Origin of the sequence: Streptomyces sp. NPDC050504 (genome assembly GCF_044458065.1) — a bacterium.
GTDB lineage: Bacteria > Actinomycetota > Actinomycetes > Streptomycetales > Streptomycetaceae > Streptomyces.
On sequence record NZ_JBITHO010000003.1, the window covers coordinates 793,266 to 810,520 of the forward strand.

Annotated in this window: 15 protein-coding genes; 4 read left to right on the forward strand and 11 right to left on the reverse strand. The window is 71.9% G+C overall.

The window, feature by feature from the left end:
- Window positions 1–8: 8 nt before the first annotated feature.
- Window positions 9–1,796 carry an SDR family oxidoreductase gene (locus ACIBNE_RS14450; protein WP_399271660.1) on the reverse strand — a complete coding sequence of 596 codons (1,788 nt, stop codon included), beginning with the start codon at window positions 1,794–1,796 and terminating at the stop codon, window positions 9–11.
- A 41-nt stretch (window positions 1,797–1,837) separates the two neighbouring features.
- Complete coding sequence (locus ACIBNE_RS14455; RefSeq protein WP_399271448.1) at window positions 1,838–2,692, reverse strand: M24 family metallopeptidase; 855 nt, start codon at window positions 2,690–2,692, stop codon at window positions 1,838–1,840.
- A 358-nt stretch (window positions 2,693–3,050) separates the two neighbouring features.
- On the opposite strand from ACIBNE_RS14455, the gene ACIBNE_RS14460 reads away from it, so the two are divergent.
- The 4 genes from ACIBNE_RS14460 to ACIBNE_RS14475 are packed head-to-tail and all read left to right on the forward strand — an operon-like array spanning window position 3,051 to window position 6,597.
- Entirely contained in the window at window positions 3,051–4,040 is a 990-nt protein-coding gene (locus tag ACIBNE_RS14460) for an ABC transporter ATP-binding protein (protein WP_399271447.1), read from the forward strand.
- Window positions 4,037–4,948, forward strand: a complete 912-nt coding sequence (locus ACIBNE_RS14465) for an ABC transporter permease (RefSeq protein WP_399271446.1) — start codon at window positions 4,037–4,039, stop codon at window positions 4,946–4,948. The genes ACIBNE_RS14460 and ACIBNE_RS14465 overlap by 4 nt, the downstream gene beginning before the upstream one ends.
- Entirely contained in the window at window positions 4,945–5,856 is a 912-nt protein-coding gene (locus ACIBNE_RS14470; protein ID WP_399271445.1) for an ABC transporter ATP-binding protein, read from the forward strand. The genes ACIBNE_RS14465 and ACIBNE_RS14470 overlap by 4 nt, the downstream gene beginning before the upstream one ends.
- A gap of 18 nt (window positions 5,857–5,874) precedes the next feature.
- Complete coding sequence (locus tag ACIBNE_RS14475) at window positions 5,875–6,597, forward strand: ABC transporter permease (RefSeq protein WP_399271444.1); 723 nt, start codon at window positions 5,875–5,877, stop codon at window positions 6,595–6,597.
- A gap of 79 nt (window positions 6,598–6,676) precedes the next feature.
- Here the strand turns inward: ACIBNE_RS14475 and ACIBNE_RS14480 are convergent, their stop codons facing one another.
- The 9 genes from ACIBNE_RS14480 to ACIBNE_RS14520 all read right to left on the reverse strand — a co-directional run bounded on the left by ACIBNE_RS14480 (window position 6,677) and on the right by ACIBNE_RS14520 (window position 17,253).
- Window positions 6,677–7,951, reverse strand: coding sequence for a CynX/NimT family MFS transporter (locus ACIBNE_RS14480; RefSeq protein ID WP_399271443.1), 1,275 nt, complete (start codon window positions 7,949–7,951; stop codon window positions 6,677–6,679).
- A gap of 56 nt (window positions 7,952–8,007) precedes the next feature.
- On the reverse strand, window positions 8,008–8,754 hold the full coding sequence (locus ACIBNE_RS14485; RefSeq protein WP_399271442.1) for a FadR/GntR family transcriptional regulator: 747 nt from the start codon (window positions 8,752–8,754) through the stop codon (window positions 8,008–8,010).
- Between the two features lie 324 nt (window positions 8,755–9,078).
- A complete protein-coding gene (locus ACIBNE_RS14490) occupies window positions 9,079–9,894 on the reverse strand; it encodes an HAD family hydrolase (protein WP_399271441.1) in 816 nt (271 codons plus the stop codon).
- The gene (gene serS, locus ACIBNE_RS14495; protein WP_399271440.1) at window positions 9,891–11,180 is read right to left on the reverse strand and encodes a serine--tRNA ligase; all 1,290 of its coding nucleotides are present in this window, start codon (window positions 11,178–11,180) and stop codon (window positions 9,891–9,893) included. Before serS ends, ACIBNE_RS14490 begins: the two co-directional genes overlap by 4 nt.
- A gap of 580 nt (window positions 11,181–11,760) precedes the next feature.
- A complete protein-coding gene (gene pheA / locus ACIBNE_RS14500; protein ID WP_399271439.1) occupies window positions 11,761–12,696 on the reverse strand; it encodes a prephenate dehydratase in 936 nt (311 codons plus the stop codon).
- Window positions 12,697–12,760: 64 nt separating this feature from the next.
- Window positions 12,761–14,053, reverse strand: a complete 1,293-nt coding sequence (gene efeB / locus ACIBNE_RS14505; protein WP_399271659.1) for an iron uptake transporter deferrochelatase/peroxidase subunit — start codon at window positions 14,051–14,053, stop codon at window positions 12,761–12,763.
- Between the two features lie 50 nt (window positions 14,054–14,103).
- Window positions 14,104–16,101, reverse strand: coding sequence for a copper resistance CopC/CopD family protein (locus tag ACIBNE_RS14510; protein WP_399271438.1), 1,998 nt, complete (start codon window positions 16,099–16,101; stop codon window positions 14,104–14,106).
- Window positions 16,102–16,120: 19 nt separating this feature from the next.
- On the reverse strand, window positions 16,121–16,594 hold the full coding sequence (locus ACIBNE_RS14515; RefSeq protein ID WP_399271437.1) for a copper chaperone PCu(A)C: 474 nt from the start codon (window positions 16,592–16,594) through the stop codon (window positions 16,121–16,123).
- Window positions 16,591–17,253, reverse strand: coding sequence for an SCO family protein (locus ACIBNE_RS14520; protein WP_399271436.1), 663 nt, complete (start codon window positions 17,251–17,253; stop codon window positions 16,591–16,593). Before ACIBNE_RS14520 ends, ACIBNE_RS14515 begins: the two co-directional genes overlap by 4 nt.
- Window positions 17,254–17,255: the final 2 nt, after the last annotated feature.

Below are 17,255 nucleotides of genomic sequence, written 5' to 3' on the forward strand. Positions count from 1 at the left end.
CGACCCGCCTACAGCGGAGGCTCCATCCTGGCTATCGCCCGCAGCGCCCTGGGCGTGAAGCGCGACATCAGGTGTGCGCCGCGCGCCTCGGGGGTGACCGGCACGACCGCCCGGTTCTGCGCGACGGCCCGCAGGATCGCCGAAGCGACCTTCTCCGGCGGGTAGTTGCGCAGCCCGTACAGCCGTGACGTGCGCTTCTGGAGCCGCTTCTGCTCGGTGTCGTCGACCCCGGTGAAGGTGGTCGTCGCGGTGATGTTGGTGTTGACGAGTCCGGGGCAGATCGCCGACACGCCGATGCCCTGCCCGGCCAGCTCGGCGCGCAGGCACTCGCTGAGCATCAGCACGGCGGCCTTCGACGTGGAGTACGCCGGCAGTGCCTTGGACGGCTGGAAGGCGGCGGCCGACGCGGTGTTGACGATGTGGCCGCCCTGGCCGCGGTCGGCCATCTGCTTGCCGAAGATCCGGCAGCCGTGGATGACGCCCCACAGATTGACGTCCAGGACCCTCTTCCAGTCCTCGGCCGAGGTGTCGAAGAAGGAGCCGGAGAGCCCGATCCCGGCGTTGTTCACCAGGACGTCCACGATGCCGCACTCCCTGGCGACCTTCTCGGCCAGCTTCTCCATCGCCTGCTCGTCGCTGACGTCCACCGCTTCGCCCCAGGCTTCGGGGGCGCCGATCAGCCGCGCCAGCTCCGCCGTCCTGGCCGCCCCCTCCGCGTCCCGGTCGACGGCCACGATCCGCGCCCCCGCCTCGGCGAACGCGAAGGCCGTGGCCCGGCCGATGCCGCTGGCCGCGCCCGTGACCAGCACCAGCTGGCCGCCGAAGCGCTCGGCGTAGGGGCCGTCGGCCAGGGCGTCCCGCGCGGACGCCCCGCCCTCCACCGCCGTCGCGAACTCGTTGATCCACGCCGTCAGCCGGTCGGGCCTGGTGCGCGGCACCCAGTGCTTGGCGGGCAGGCTGCGGCGCACCAGCTGCGGCGCCCACCGCTCCAGGTCGTCGTAGAGGTGCTCGGAGAGGAAGGCGTCGCCGGTCGGGGTGATCAGCTGGACCGGGGCGTGGGCGAACGCGTCGGCGCGCGGACGGCCCAGCCTGGCCCGGACGTTGTCCCGGTAGAGCCAGGCGCCGTGCGCCGCGTCCGAGGGGAGCGAGGCCGTCGGGTAGTCGCCCGCCGGGACCTTCTCCAGACGCTCCAGCAGCCCAGGCCACCGCTTGCCGAGCGGTCCGCGCCAGGCCAGCTCGGGCAGCACGGGCGTGTGCAGCAGGTACACGTACCAGGACTTGGCGCCCTGGCCCAGGAGCTGGCCCACCCGGCGCGGGGTCGGCCGGGTCACGCGCTGCTTGATCCAGTGCCCGAAGTGGTCGAGGGACGGGCCGGACATGGAGGTGAACGAGGCGATCCTGCCCTCCGTGCGCTTGACCGTCACGAACTCCCAGGACTGCACCGAGCCCCAGTCGTGCCCCACCAGGTGCACCGGCCGGTCCGGGCTCACCGCGTCGGCGACGGCCAGGAAGTCGTCGGTCAGCTTCTCCAGCGTGAAGCCGCCGCGCAGCGGCGTCGGGGCCGTCGACCTGCCGTGGCCCCGCACGTCGTACAGCACCACGTGCCACCGCTCGGCCAGCCGCTCGGCGACCTCCGTCCAGACCTCCTTGCTGTCCGGATAGCCGTGCACCAGCAGCACCGTCGGCTGCGCGGCGTCGCCCAGCTCCGCGACGCACAGCTCGACCCCGCCCGTACGCACCCAGCGCTCGCGCGCGCCCGTGAGCCCGCCGCCCGCTGCCCCGCCGCCCGCTGCGATGTCGCCCACTGCCCCGCCGTCCGCCGCCCCGCTGCCCACCGTCACGCCGCCTTCTCCTCAGCCCAGCGCCGCACGTGCGGCAGGTCGTCGTCCAGCCAGAACGCGCTCTGTTCGGGGTCACGTGAGTCGGTGACGACCAGGATCTCCTCGAACTTCGCGCCCGTACCCCGGAATCCGAGGTGCGGCTCGACCGCCCACAGCCCCGGTCGGGGAGGGTGGTCGGAGAACTTGTACGGGGACCAGAGCGGCGACCAGCCGTCCCGGTGCCCGTGGACCGCGTCGCTCGCCAGGCCCTTGAGCGCCTGCGTGCCGAACCCGAACACGGTCGGCGACCAGCGGCGCTGCTCGACCCGGTCCACCTTGTGCGCGATCACGCCGAAGGGGTACGCGCGGTGCCGGTTGGCGTACCCCTGCCGGACCATCAGCCGCTCCACGTCCTCGTAGATCTCGCGCAGCGACCGGCGCTCGCGGACCTCGCGCAGGATCAGCTCGCGGTGCGCCTCCAGGTCCGCGAGCAGCCTGTCGTGCACGGGGTTGAGGCCCAGGCAGCCCGAGTACCCGACGTCGGCCACGTACCCCTCGTACACCGGGGCCATGTCCAGGACGAACGGCATCCCCGGCTCCAACCGCCGGTTGGTGGGGAAGAACTGGAGGGGTATCCGGAAGTTCGTGAACGCCGTGCGGTCGCCGAACCAGGCGAACGGCAGGTGGAACCAGTCCCGCACCCCGCGGGCGCGCAGCCACTCCCGCTGCATCCGGGCCGCCTCGCGCTCCGTGACCCCGGGCTTGAGCTGCGCGGCCACCGCCTCCGCGCACTCGTAGGCGAGGCGCTGCACCGTCCTGAACCCGCGCAGGTCCGCGTCCAGTTCGCCCCTCGATGGAGTGGCTGGGGTCATGGCTGAGGTCATGCCACCGTCCGTCCGTGTGCGGTACGCGTCCGTAACTTGACACTGATGAATGTGACAATGCCCGACGGCTACGTCAAGGGGTCCGACGCCGACCTGGGGACAACTCGGGGACGGCTCGGGGTCCGCCAGGGGTCCGCCCAGGGTCTGCCCAGGGTCCGCCCGGGGTCCGCTCCGGGGCGCCGCCCCGTACCTGTCACCAGACCTGTCGCCGGACCTGTCACCTTCCGTCGCCCATGTTGTTCACTTTCGTCTCCTCCCCCTTACGGGTCCGTACTCCTGCGGTCGGACAGCGATCCAACCGTCAAGGCTGACGCCCGATGTGGCGCGCGCCACTACCGTCGGAGACGTGACTGTGATCGCGACCGAAAGCCTGAGCAAGCGGTTCCCCCGGGTGACCGCGCTTGACCGGCTCTCCTTGGACATCGGGCCCGGTGTGACCGGCCTGGTGGGCGCCAACGGAGCCGGCAAGTCCACCATGATCAAGATCCTTCTTGGTCTCTCCCCCGCCACCGAGGGCCGGGCCCGGGTGCTCGATCTGGACGTCGCCACGCACGGCGCCGAGATCCGCGAGCGCGTGGGCTACATGCCGGAGCACGACTGCCTGCCGCCCGACGTCTCGGCCACCGAGTTCGTCGTCCACATGGCGCGCATGTCGGGCCTGCCGCCCACCGCGGCCCGCGAGCGGACCGCCGACACCCTGCGCCACGTCGGGCTCTACGAGGAGCGCTACCGCCCCATCGGCGGCTACTCGACCGGCATGAAGCAGCGCGTGAAGCTGGCCCAGGCGCTCGTCCACGACCCGCAGTTGGTGCTGCTCGACGAGCCGACCAACGGCCTCGACCCGGTCGGCCGCGACGAGATGCTGGGCCTGATCCGCCGCGTCTGGACGGACTTCGGCATCTCGGTCCTGGTCACCTCGCACCTGCTGGGCGAGTTGGAGCGCACCTGCGACCACGTCGTCGTCATCGACGGCGGCAAGCTGCTGCGCTCCAGCTCCACCAGCGACTTCACCCAGACCACCACGACCCTCGCGGTCGAGGTCACCGACTCCGACGCGCACCCGGACGGCACGGCGGCGGTCCGCACCGCCCTGGCCGCCGCGGGCGTCGTGCTCCACGAGGGCCTGGAGGACGGCCTGCCGGGCGCCGGGCACATCCTGCTCGTCGAGGCGGCGGGCGAGGAGACGTACGACGTCGTGCGGGACACCGTCGCCGAACTCGGCCTCGGTCTCGTACGGATGGAACAGCGGCGCCACCACATCGCCGAGGTGTTCCGCACGGAACAGAGCCAGGAGCACGAGCCGCAGGCCGCCGCGCAGAAGGGAGCCGGCCGATGAGCACCGAAGCCGCCCAGAGCCCCGGCCAGGGGCCGGGCCAGAGCCGGATCCACAACATCGGCTACCGCGACTACGAGGGCCCCCGCCTGGGTCGCGCCTACGCCCGCCGCTCGCTCTACTCGCAGTCCCTGCGCGGCGCCTACGGCCTCGGCCGCAGCGCCAAGTCCAAGGTCCTGCCGATGATCCTCTTCGCGGTGATGTGCCTGCCCGCGGCGATCATCGTCGCGGTCGCGGTCGCCACCAACCTCAAGGACCTCCCCCTGGAGTACACGCGCTACGCGGTCGTCACCCAGGCGGTCATCGGCCTCTTCCTGGCCGCGCAGGCGCCCCAGTCCGTCTCCCGCGACCTGCGGTTCAAGACGATCCCGCTGTACTTCTCGCGCCCGATCGAGCGCGTCGACTACGTCCTCGCCAAGTACGTGGCGATGGCGTCGGCGCTCTTCGCCCTCACCGCGGCGCCCGTCCTGATCCTCTACATCGGCTCGCTGCTCGCCAAGATGGACTTCGCCGAGCAGACCAAGGGCTTCGCCCAGGGGATCGTCTCGGTGGCCCTGCTCTCCGTGCTCTTCGCCGGGATCGGCCTGGTCATGGCCGCGCTGACGCCGCGCCGCGGGTTCGGCGTCGCCGCCGTCATCGCCGTCCTGACCATCAGCTTCGGCGCGGTCTCCACGATCCAGGCGATCGCCTACGAACAGGGCTCGATCGACTCGATCGAGTGGTTCGGCCTCTTCTCGCCCATCACGCTCGTCGACGGGGTGCAGACGGCCTTCCTCGGCGCGACGACCGCCTTCCCCGGCGGGGGCGGTCCCGGCGCCGGCACCGGCGCGGTCTACCTCCTCGTCGTCCTCGCGCTGATCGCGGGCTCCTACGCCGTGCTGATGCGCCGCTACCGGAAGGTCGGACTGTGACAGTCATCGACATCGACCACACCTCCCGCTGGTTCGGCAACGTGGTGGCCGTCAACGACGTCACCATGTCCATCGGCCCCGGAGTGACCGGACTGCTCGGCCCCAACGGCGCCGGAAAATCGACCCTGATCAACATGATGGCCGGTTTCCTCGCGCCCTCGACGGGAAGCGTGACGCTCGACGGCAAGCCGATCTGGCGCAACGAGTCGGTCTACGAGGAGATCGGCATCGTTCCCGAGCGCGAGGGCATGTACGACTTCCTCACCGGCGAGGAGTTCGTCGTCGCCAACGCCGAACTGCACGGACTCGGCGCGAAGGCGGCCCAGAAGGCGCTCGCCACGGTCGAGATGGAGTACGCCCAGGACCGCAAGATCCAGACGTACAGCAAGGGCATGCGCCAGCGCGTGAAGATGGCGTCCGCGCTGGTCCACGAGCCGTCCGTGCTGCTCCTCGACGAGCCGTTCAACGGCATGGACCCGCGCCAGCGCATGCAGCTGATGGAGCTGCTGCGCCGGATGGGCGCCGAGGGCCGCACCGTGCTGTTCTCCTCGCACATCCTCGAAGAGGTCGAACAGCTCGCCTCGCACATCGAGGTGATCGTCGCGGGGCGGCACGCCGCGTCCGGCGACTTCCGGCGCATCCGCCGGCTGATGACGGACCGCCCGCACCGCTATCTGATCCGCTCCAGCGACGACCGCGCGCTCGCCGCCGCCCTCATCGCCGACCCGTCGACCGCCGGGATCGAGGTGGACCTCAAGGAGGGCGCGCTGCGCGTCCAGGCCGTCGACTTCGGCCGGTTCACCACGCTGCTGCCGCAGGTCGCCCGCGCGCACGGCATCCGGCTGCTGACCGTCTCGCCGTCCGACGAGTCCCTCGAATCGGTCTTCTCCTACCTCGTAGCGGCCTGAAAGGAGCTGAGACGGACCATGTACGACCCCACAGTCGCCCGGCTCACCTACCGCGCGCTCCTCGGCCGCCGCCGAGCGCTGATCCTCTTCGCCCTGCCCGCGCTGCTGATCCTGATCTCGGTTGCGGTGCGCATGCTGAGCGGCGCCGACGACCAGACGGCGGCCAACGTGCTGGGCGGCTTCGCGCTCGCCACGATGGTGCCGCTGATCGGCGTCATCGCGGGCACGGGCGCGATCGGCCCCGAGATCGACGACGGCTCGATCGTCTACCTGCTCTCCAAGCCGGTGAAGCGCCCGACGATCATCCTCACCAAACTGACCGTCGCGATCGCCGTGACGATGGTCTTCTCCGCGCTTCCCACCGCGATCGCCGGATTCGTCCTGAACGGCAACGGCCAGCAGGTCGCCGTCGCGTACACCGTCGCCGCGCTGGTCGCCTCCATCGCGTACAGCGCGCTGTTCCTGCTGCTGGGCACGGTCAGCAGGCACGCGGTGGTCATCGGCCTGGTCTACGCGCTGGTCTGGGAGGCCCTGTTCGGCAGCCTGGTGGCGGGCGCCCGCACGCTCAGCGTCCAGCAGTGGTCGCTCGCGGTCGCCGAGAAGGTCACCGGCGGGGACGGCCTGATCACCTCGGACGTCGGGCTGCCGCTGGCCGTGGTGCTGCTCGCGGGCGTGACGGGCGTCGCGACCTGGTACGCGGGGCAGAAGCTGCGCACGCTGACCCTGGCGGGCGAGGAGTAGGCCCCGCCGGTACGGGGAAGGGGCGGCCGTCCACGGGGGGCGGCCGCCCCTTCCCCGTACCCCGTACCCGTGCGGGTCCTCAGACCTTCCGGTCGCGGGCCGCGAAGAGGCCCACCACGAGCGCCGCCGCGCACACGCCGAGCACCAGCGCGATCGGTACGGTCCAGCTGCCCGTCGCCTGGTAGACCGCGCCCGCCGCGAGCGGACCGGCCGCCGCCAGCAGGTAGCCCACCGTCTGCGCCATCCCGGACAGCCGCGCCGCCGTCAGCGCGTCCCCCGAGCGCAGCACGATCATCGTCAGCGCCAGCCCGACCGCGCCGCCCTGCCCGACGCCCAGGACCGCCGACCAGAGCCAGGGCAACCAGGGCGCGGCCGCCGGAGCCACCATCAGCCCCACGTACCCCGCCCCCACCAGCGACGTCACCAGCACCACCAGCGGGCGCTGGCCGCGCATCCGGCCCGCGAGGAGCGGCACCCCGAAGGCGCCCGCGACCTGCATCAGGTTGTTGAAGGCGAAGACCACGCCCGCGGCCGACCGGTCCATCCCGGCGTCCGTGAGGATCGTCGGCATCCAGGCGATCAGGACGTACGTCCACAGGGACTGGAGCCCCATGAAGAGCGTCACCTGCCAGGCCAGTGCCGAGCGCCACACGCTCCCGGCCGGGGCGCCGCCCGCGGGGGAGGCGCGCACCTCGTGGCCGGTGCGCCCGCGCGCGATCAGCACCTGCGGCAGCCAGGCCGCGGCCGCGAGCGCCGCCAGCAGCGACCAGCAGGCGAGCGACGCCTCCCACGACCCGCCGAACGCCTTCTCCAGCGGCACGGACGCGGCGGCCGCCACCGTCGCGCCCGCGATCATCGCGCCCGTGTAGACCGAGGTCATCGCGGCGGCCCGGTCCGGGAAGTCCCGTTTGATCAGCCCCGGCATCAACACGTTGAGCAGCGCGATCGCCGTGCCGACCAGCACCCCGCCGCCGTACACCGCGAAGACCGACGGCACGACCCGCACCAGGATGCCGACGCCGAGCAGCACCAGCGCGGCGAGGAGCACCGGCTCGGTGCCGAACCGCCGCGCCAGCCAGGGCGCGACCAGCGCGCCGAGCCCCAGGAAGAGCACCGGCACGGACGTGATCAGCGAGGTCGCGGTCGAGGAGAGCCCGAAGCCCTCGCCGATCTCACCGACCAGCGGCGAGACGCTGGCCAGCGCCGCCCGCATGTTGAGCGAGGCCAGCACGATCCCGACGAGGAGCAGCGCCGGGTGCGCCAGCAGCGCTCGGCGGGCCGCCGCCGCGCGGGGCGAGGGCCGGACGTCGGCCTCCGCGTCCAGGAGGAGCCGGTCGGAATCCGGGCGTGACAAGGCTGCCGCCTCTCTTCAAGGCTCGAAGGTCTCGTACGTGGGGGAGCGGGCGGTTCCTACGGGGCCGCGGGCCCCGCCGGTGCGGTCGGCCCTGCCGGTGCGGCCGGCCCCGTCGGCGCTTCCAGGGCCGCCAGTGCCGCCAGTGCCGCCAGGGCTTCCATGGGGCCCCGCAGCAGCTCGCGCGCGACCCGCTCGGCGGCCGCCGCGTCGCCCGCCTCGACGGCGTCGACCAGCGCGGTGTGCGCGGCCAGGTCGATCGGCGGCATCTCGTGGTCGCCCAGCGCCTCGGCCAGGGACTCGTGGACCTGGACCGAGAAGAAGCGGTACACCTCGACGAACGCCGCGTTGTGCGTCGCCTCCACGACGCCCTGGTGGAAGGCGACGTCGGCGTCGGCCGCCCGGTCCCCCTCCTCGTGCAGCGTCACCAGGGCCGCCCGCAGCCGCAGCAGGTCGTGGGCGTCGCGCCGCGCGGCGGCCAGCCTGGCGGCCTCCGCCTCCAGGGCGACCCGCAGCTCCAGCACGTCCAGCGCCCCGGCGTGCCGGATCCCGCGCAGGACGGCGGACGGGTCGGCCGTCGACCGCACGAAGGTGCCGTTGCCCTGCCGCGATTCCAGGAGCCCCGCGTGCACCAGCACCCGGACCGCCTCGCGCACGGTGTTGCGGCCCACGCCCAGCTGCTCGGCGAGGTCGTGCTCGGTGGGGATGCGGTCGCCGACGGACCACTCCCCCGAGGTCAGCTGCGCGCGCAGCTGGTCGACGACGGTGTCCACGAGGGACTGGCGTCCCGCGGCCCGCAGCGCCATCTGAATTTCCCCAATCACCCGGTTGCCCAGTCATCCTACAACTGTGCGCCGACGAGGTGCGGGCGAAAAAACGGGTGGCGCCCAACGGCCGCCCCGGGCACAGTGGTTGGGCTGGTCCGGGCACGCGCCGGACGGCACGGAAGACCGGGAGAGGAGCGCGGCGACGACCGGCATCACGAGTCCGCCGCGTTCCCGACAAGGACGGCCCCGGGCAGGCACCGGAGTAATCACCTCACTCCGCCGAGCCGCCCGCGGGGCCCGTCCGGGGGCGGCCGTTCCGCGCACCGCGCGAGGCCGCCCCACCCACGTGATCCGGGGCGTGCGTCAGCCGCCGAGCAGCTGCTCCAGGACCACCGCGATCCCGTCGTGCTCGTTCGACGCGGTGATCTCGTGCGCGACGGCCTTCAGGTCGTCGTGCGCGTTGGCCATCGCCACGCCGTGCTGCGCCCAGCCGAACATCGGGATGTCGTTGGGCATGTCGCCGAACGCGATCGTGTCCGCGGCCTTCACGCCGAGCCGCCGCGCGGCCAGCGAGAGCCCCGTCGCCTTGCTCAGCCCGAGCGGCAGGATCTCCACGATCCCCTCGCCCGCCATGACCACGTCCACCAGGTTGCCCACGGCCTCGCGCGTGATCCGCGCGAGCGCGTCGTCGGAGAGCCCGGGGTGCTGGACGTACACCTTGTTCAGCGGGGCGGCCCACAGCTCGGCCGGGTCCTCGAAGGGCACGACGGGCAGCGGCCCCTCCTGCACCCGGTAGCCGGGGCCGACCAGCACCTCGCCGTCGAGCCCGTCGCGGCTGGCGGCCAGCGCGAGCGGCCCGACCTCCGCCTCGACCTTGGAGAGCGCGAGACCGGCGAGCTGCCGGTCCAGCGTCACCGAGGTCAAAAGCCGGTGCTCGCCCGCGTGGTAGACCTGCGCGCCCTGTCCGCACACCGCGAGGCCCTCGTACCCGAGGTCGTCGAGGATGTGCCGGGTCCAGGCCACCGACCGGCCGGTCACGACGATGTGCGCGGCGCCCGTCGCCGTGGCGGCGACGAGCGCGTCGCGGGTGCGCCGCGAGACCGTCCCGTCGGAGCGCAGCAGCGTCCCGTCCAGATCGGTCGCGATCAGTTTGTACGGAAAGGGAGCGGTGGTGCTCACTTGGCGATCGGCTCCAGGACCTCACGGCCGCCCAGGTAGGGGCGGAGGACCTCAGGCACGCGCACCGAGCCGTCGGCGAGCTGGTGGTTCTCCAGGATCGCCACGATCGTGCGCGGGACGGCGCAGAGCGTGCCGTTGAGCGTGGCCAGCGGCTGCACCTTGCTCTTGCCGTCCGCGCTCTCGCGCATCCGGACGGAGAGGCGGCGCGCCTGGAAGCTGTCGCAGTTCGACGCGGAGGTCAGCTCGCGGTACTTGCCCTGGGTCGGGATCCACGCCTCGCAGTCGAACTTGCGGGACGCGGAGGCGCCGAGGTCGCCGGTGGCCACGTCGATGACCTGGAAGGGCAGTTCGAGGCCGGTCAGCCACTGCTTCTCCCAGTCCAGGAGGCGCTTGTGCTCGTTCGCCGCGTCGGCCGGGTCGACGTACGAGAACATCTCGACCTTGTCGAACTGGTGGACGCGGAAGATGCCCCGGGTGTCCTTGCCGTACGTGCCGGCCTCGCGGCGGAAGCACGGCGAGAAGCCCGCGTAGCGCAGCGGGAGCTTGTCCGCGTCGATGATCTCGTCCATGTGGTACGCCGCGAGGGGCACCTCGGACGTGCCGACGAGGTAGTAGTCGTCCTTCTCCAGGTGGTACACGTTCTCGGCGGCCTGGCCGAGGAAGCCGGTGCCCTCCATGGCGCGCGGGCGGACCAGCGCGGGGGTGAGCATCGGGGTGAAACCGGCCTCGGTGGCCTGCGCGATGGCCGCGTTGACCAGGGCCAGCTCCAGGAGCGCGCCGACGCCCGTCAGGTAGTAGAAGCGCGAGCCCGACACCTTGGCGCCGCGCTCGACGTCGATGGCGCCCAGCGCCTCGCCGAGCTCCAGGTGGTCCTTGGGCTCGAAGCCCTCGGCCGCGAAGTCGCGGATCGTGCCGTGCGTCTCCAGGACGGTGAAGTCCTCCTCGCCGCCGACCGGCACGTCCGGGTGGACGAGGTTGCCGAGGCGCAGCAGGAGGCCCTTGGTCTCCTCGTCGGCCTCGTGCTGCTCGGCGTCGGCGGCCTTGACCGCGGCGGCGAGTTCACCGGCCTTCTTGAGGAGGCCGGCCTTCTCGTCGGGCGCGGCCTTGGGGATCAGCTTGCCGAGCGACTTCTGCTCGGAACGGAGTTCGTCGAAGCGGACGCCGGACGACCTGCGCCGCTCATCGGCGGAGAGCAGGGCGTCGACGAGCTCGACGTCCTCTCCACGGGCGCGCTGGGAGGCGCGAACACGGTCGGGGTCCTCACGGAGCAGGCGAAGGTCAATCACCCCACCAGGCTACCGGTGGGCGCTTCCGGCGCTCGAACCGATATTGCCTTGCGTGTCGCTATGTCCGAATTGCTGCAATATCGCCATAATGCGGAATGGTGAGGGGAAATCCCCTGTGGATACCCGCGGGTACCGTCAATTCGCCCCCGGTCATTCCCCGGGAGGGTGCGGAACGCGCCAGGCGGGTTGACGTACTTCCCGTGCGGGAGGCGGCAGTTGGCGCCGGTTGTCCACAGGAATGCACAGGGCCGGGATGTTATCCACAGGGTGTGCGAGAAACCTGTGGACTTCGGAATTGATCGCTCCGAAAGCCGTTGACCAGGCCGCGATCCCCTTGTTCAAACCCCCCTCACGCACTCATTCGGGTGGGAATTCCTCGCCCTGAAGAGTTGACCCGTGGAGCAGGGGTGACGTGGCCCGATCTGTCACCCTGTGGACGGAGCTGGGGTCACTGAGCCGATTTGTCGACTGTGTCGGCCCGTCTTGTCGACTTGTCCCCAGGTCGAGTCTCAGCCCTGTGGATAACTTCTGTGGGTAACGTAAATAAGCAGGTAGGCCTGGCCTAAACCGTCAGGACCGATCAGATTCGGCCGTCTTCGCAGCGCTTCAGCCAGTCCGATGCCGCCAGGAACTCCTCGTCCGACGTGCCCGTCCGCAACTCCCGCACCTCGTCGGGCGAGACCCCGGCCCTCGGGTACGAGCCGAGGAAGCGCACCTCGGGGCAGATCCGCTTCAGCCCCATCAGCGCCTCGCCGACGCGCCGCTCCGAGACGTGCCCCTCGGCGTCCACCGCGAAGCAGTAGTTGCCGATGCCCTCGCCCGTCGGACGGGACTGGAGCAGCATCAGGTTCACCCCGCGCACCGCGAACTCCTGGAGCAGTTCGAGCAGGGCGCCCGGGTGGTCGTCGCGCTGCCAGATGACCACGGACGTCTTGTCGGCGCCGGTCGGGGCCGCGGGCCGGGCGGGCCTGCCGACCAGCACGAACCGCGTCTGCGCGTTCTGCGCGTCGTGGATCTCGGTGAACAGCGGCTCCAGCCCGTACGTCGCCGCCGCGAACTCGCCCGCGAACGCCGCGTCGTACCGCCCCTCCCGCACCAGCCGGGCGCCGTCCGCGTTGGACGCGGCCGACTCCCACACCGCGTCGGGGAGGTTGGCCTCCAGCCACTTGCGCACCTGCGGCTGGGCCGCCGGGTGCGCGGTGACCGTCTTGACGTCCGAGAGCTCGGTGCCGGGCCGCACCAGCAGCGCGAAGGTGATGGAGAGCAGCACCTCGCGGTAGATCATCAGCGGCTCGCCCGACGCCAGCTGGTCGATGGTGGCGGTGATGCCGCCCTCCACCGAGTTCTCGATCGGTACGAGGGCGGCTGCCGCCTCCCCGCTGCGCACGGCGTCCAGGGCCGCCGGGACGGAGACCGCGGGGACGAGCTCGCGGGCGGCGGCCTCCGGCAGCTGTCGCAGCGCGGCCTCGGTGAACGTGCCCTCGGGGCCGAGATAGGTGTAGCGGGTGGCTGACATGCGGTCACCCTAATGGGCCCCGCAAGATCACTGCGCCGTACCGCGTATTGATCTTGCGGCGGCCCTACGACTCCAGCAGCCGCTGCCCCACGTACTCCCCCTCCACGGCCCCGCCCGGCACCGCGAACAGCCCGCTCGACTCGTGCCGGACGAACCGCGACAGCGCGTCGCCCCGGTCGAGCTTGCGCTGCACGGGCACGAAGCCGCGCAGCGGGTCAGCCTGCCAGCAGACGAAGAGCAGCCCCGCGTCCGGCGTCCCGTCGGGGGAGAGCCCGTCGTGGAAGGAGAACGGCCTGCGCAGCATCGCGGCGCCCGCGTTCTGCTCGGGCGCGGAGATCCTGGCGTGGGCGTCCGCCGGGATCACCGGCTTGCCGTCGGGGCCCGCCTCGTCCAGCGCGAGCGGGGTGCGCTCGGTGCCGCCGGTCAGCGGGGCGCCGTCCTTCTTGCGGCGGCCGATCACCTTCTCCTGCTCGTCCAGCGGCAGCCGCTCCCAGTCGTCGAGGAGCATCCGGATCCGGCGCACCACCGCGTAGGAGCCGCCCGCCATCCAGGCGGGGGCGCCGCCGTCGGGGACGAAGACCCGCCGCTGGAAGTCGGGCTCGTCCGGCTTGGGGTTGTTGGTGCCGTCGACCTGGCCCATCAGGTTGCGCGAGGTCATGGGGGAGGCCGTCGCACCGGGCGAGCGGTTGAACCCCTTCATCTGCCAGCGCACCTTCGCCGCCTGCCCCGCCTCCTTCTGGAGCGCGCGCAGCGCGTGGAAGGCGACCAGGGCGTCGTTCGCCCCGATCTGCACCCAGAGGTCGCCGCCCGAGCGCTTGGCGTCCAGCCGGTCGGCGGAGAAGTCGGGCAGCGGGTCGAGCTGGCGCGGGCGGTGCGCCGCCAGGCCCGTACGGTCGAAGAAGGAGTGGCCGAAGCCGAAGGTGACGGTCAGCGAGGAGGGGCCCGCGTCCAGCGCGACCCCGGTGTCCTGCGCGGTCCGCTCTCCGGCCATCAGCTGCTCGGCCACCGCCGACCAGCGGCGCAGCAGGGCCACCGCCTCCTTGCGGCCCGCGCCCGGCACCAGGTCGAACGCGGTCAGATGGCCGTGCGCCTGGGACGGGTCGAGGATGCCGGACTGATGTTTCCCGTGAAACATCGCCCGCGTCGAGCCCACCGTGGAGAGCGCGGTGCCCGCCCGGCCGTCGTCCTTCTCCTTGCGCCCCGAGCCGTCCAGCGCGCTGTAGACGTACGAGCTGCCGGCCGCGCCGAGCACCGCTCCGGCCGCGCCCGCGGCGCCGGTGCGGGCCAGCAGCCCGCGCCGGGAGAGGCCGCCGTCGTTCGCGGTACCGGCCGCGGGGCCCTTCCCGCCGTTGCTCACGGGGTCGTTCTTGGTCTCGTTCGCAGTCTCGTTCGCGGTCACGATGCAGGTCAGCCGATCTTCACGTTCTTGTCGATGGTGGTCTGGTCGATGTCCGACGTCCGGACCGTCACGGCGATCTTCCAGTCGCCCGGCATCGGGAGCTGGACGCCCTTGGCGGTCCAGTGCCCGGTCGCGATCCGGTCGGGGGCGACCGGCAGCGGGCCGATCTCCTTGTCCTCCAGGGTGAGGGCGACCTGCACCTCGGGGACGTCGAACGGCTTGCCGTTGGCGCGGTCGACCCAGACGTGGAGCTGGTTGAGGCCGGTGCGGCCCGGGTCGAGGCTGAGCCGTACGGTGCCCTTGCCGTCCGCGCCCCCGGTGTCGAACGGCAGCGAGATGTTGACCGGGCGGTCGGGCACGGCGGGCTGGGACCGACCGGCCGAGGTGGCGGCCGCGGCCTCCTCCTCGGTGCGGCCCGGCTCGGTGGACGTCAGCACGGTGGTCACCGCGAGCAGCACCACCGCGACGGACGCCTCCATGAGGACCGAGCGGCGCAGCCCGGAACGGACCGGGTCCGCGTCGCGGATCTTCTTGCTGCGTACGGCGTCGAGGGCGGCGCGCTGCCGGGCGAGCTGCGCGGCGCGCTCGGGGTCGGCGTCGGGAGTGGTGTCGGAAGCGGCGGTCCCGGCGGAGGCATCGGCGGACGCGGGCACGGAGACCGGCTCGCGCTCCCGGGCCTCCTCGCCCGTCGCCGCGTCCTCCTGCTCTTCCGACTCCGACTCCGACTCCGACTCCGACTCCGACTCCGACTCCGTCACCGTCTGCTCGCCGAGCCGGCCCGTCCAGCGCCGCGAGAACCACGCGACGCCGACCATCAGGGCGACCAGGGCGACCTTGACCAGCAGCAGCTGCCCGTACTCCGTGCCGGTCAGCGCCGACCACGAGCCGACCTGCCGCCACGACTGGTAGAGCCCGGTCGCGGTGAGCGCGACGACGCTGCCGAACGCGACGCGCGAGAAGTTCCGTACCGCCGAACCCTCGATCGAGGGCACCTTGTACAGCGCCACCAGCAGCGCGGCGAGCCCGCCCAGCCAGACGGCGACGGCCAGCAGATGGAGCACGTCCACCGGCATGGCGACGCCCGGCTGGATGCCGGTCGACGCGTGCTCGGAGAGCGCCCAGGTCCCGGCGATCCCGGCGGCGACGACACCGCCGCCGATCGCCAGACCGAAGGTGAGGTCCTGCTTCTCCTTCGGGTCCTCCCGCCGGGCGTACGCCCCGAAGAGCACGGCCACGAACAGCGCGGCGGCGCCGAGCAGCAGCAGCCGCGAGACGAGCGCGGCACCGGTCTTGGTCTCCAGGACCGCCTTGAGCCCGTCGAGGTCGAAGGCGTCGCCCAGCTGCCCGGACGAGGTGTAGGGGTGGCGCAGCAGCAGCATCGCCAGCGTGGCCGCGGTGATCGTCACCCAGCCCCGGACGACGAGCCGCTGCACGGGCCGCTCCCCCGCCCCGCGCCGCCAGCAGGCCAGCACGAAGGCCGCGCCGCCGACGAGCAGCACGAACCCGGCGTACGAGGCGTAGCGCGCGGCGTCGTAGAGCCGGCCGACGAGGCCGCCGCCCGCCACCTGGTCGGGGAGGTCGACGGCGGTGCTCGAAGGGGCGCCGATGGAGAAGGTGAAGGCCCCGGACACCGGGTGGCTGTCGGCCGAGACCGCCTGCCAGGCCACGGTGTACGTGCCGTCGGCGAGCCCGGCGCGCAGGTTCACGCCGTACTTGATGACCGAGCCGCTGCACATGTCGCGCAGCTCGCCGGTGTCGGCGCGCTTGCCGGTCGGGTCCAGGACCCGGATCGACTCGCCGTCCATGGCGATCTGCTCGGAGAAGGTGAGCGTGACCGCCTTGGGAGCGGTGGCGACCACCGCCCCGTCCTTCGGGTCGCTCCCGGTGAGGGCGGCGTGCGCGGACGCGGGGCCCGCACCGGCGAACAGTGCGAGCAGCGCGCCGAGCAGCGCGGCCGCGAGGAGCGCCGGATGTCCGAAGCGCGGGGCGGTGGCCGTCGTGATCATCGGGGGATGGTCCTCCCTGTCAGTGCTGGTGCTGCTTGGAGGTGTGCGTCTGCTCCATCACCGGCAGTTCGAGCTTGACCGGGTCGGACTTCTCGAAGTGCAGCTCGACGGTGACCTTCTGGCCCTTCTTCGGCTGCTCCTTGATCTTCATGAACATGATGTGGCTGCCGCCGCGCTCCAGCTTGAGCTCGCCGTTCGCGGGGATGTCGAAGGACTCCACCCGCCGCATCTTCTGGTCCTTGGTCTCGTGGATCTGGACGTCGTCGGAGAGCGGGCTGGTGACGGAAGTGAGCTTGTCGGCGGTGCCCCCGCTGTTCTTGACGGTGAGGAAGCCGCCTGCCATGTCGCCGACGGGCTGCGGCATGAAGGCGTCGCTGACCTTCAGCTCGGGCTTGCTCTTCGCGTCCGAATCAGAGGTGGAGCAACCCGTCAGCGCCAGCCCTGTGGTGAGGGTGGCTATCGCGGCGGTGACGAGGGTGGTGCGGCGGTTCACGGGTTCTCCCCCTTGACGATCTTCGGCAGGTCCTTGGTGTAGTCCTCGGGCGTGGTGTCCTCGCCGTACAGGACGTACCCCTGGTCGGTCTTCGGGGAGAACGCGATGACCTGGGCGCCGTGCATCGAGGTGATCGAGCCGTCCTTCTCCTTCTTCGGCGGGTCGATGCCGATGCCGAGCTGCCTGGCCCCGGCCTGGATGGTCGGGAAGTCGCCGGTGAGGCCGATGAAATCGGTGGTGCCCATGCCCTTGAGCCACTTGCCCAGGGACGCCGGGGTGTCCCTGATCGGGTCGGTGGTGACCATGACGACCTGGAGGTTCTTCTGGTCGGCCGCGGGCAGTGCCTTCCTGGCGACGGCGATGTTGCCCATCGTCATCGGGCAGACGTCGGGGCAGTTGGTGTAGCCGAAGTAGATCAGCGTCGGCTTGCCCTTGGTCCGCTCGCGGAAGTCGAACTTCTTGCCCGAGGTGTCCGTCAGGACGAAGTCGGGCTTGGTGAACGGCCGGTCGAGGACGGTCGCGGCCTTGTTCGACTGCGTCGTGACGACGTCGGCCACCGGTGACTTCGACTTCTTGTCGCCGTCGTCCGACCCGCAGGCGGACAGGGTGAGAGCGGCCGCCACCGCGAAAGCGGCGGCCGCCAGAGACTTCTTGTGCATGA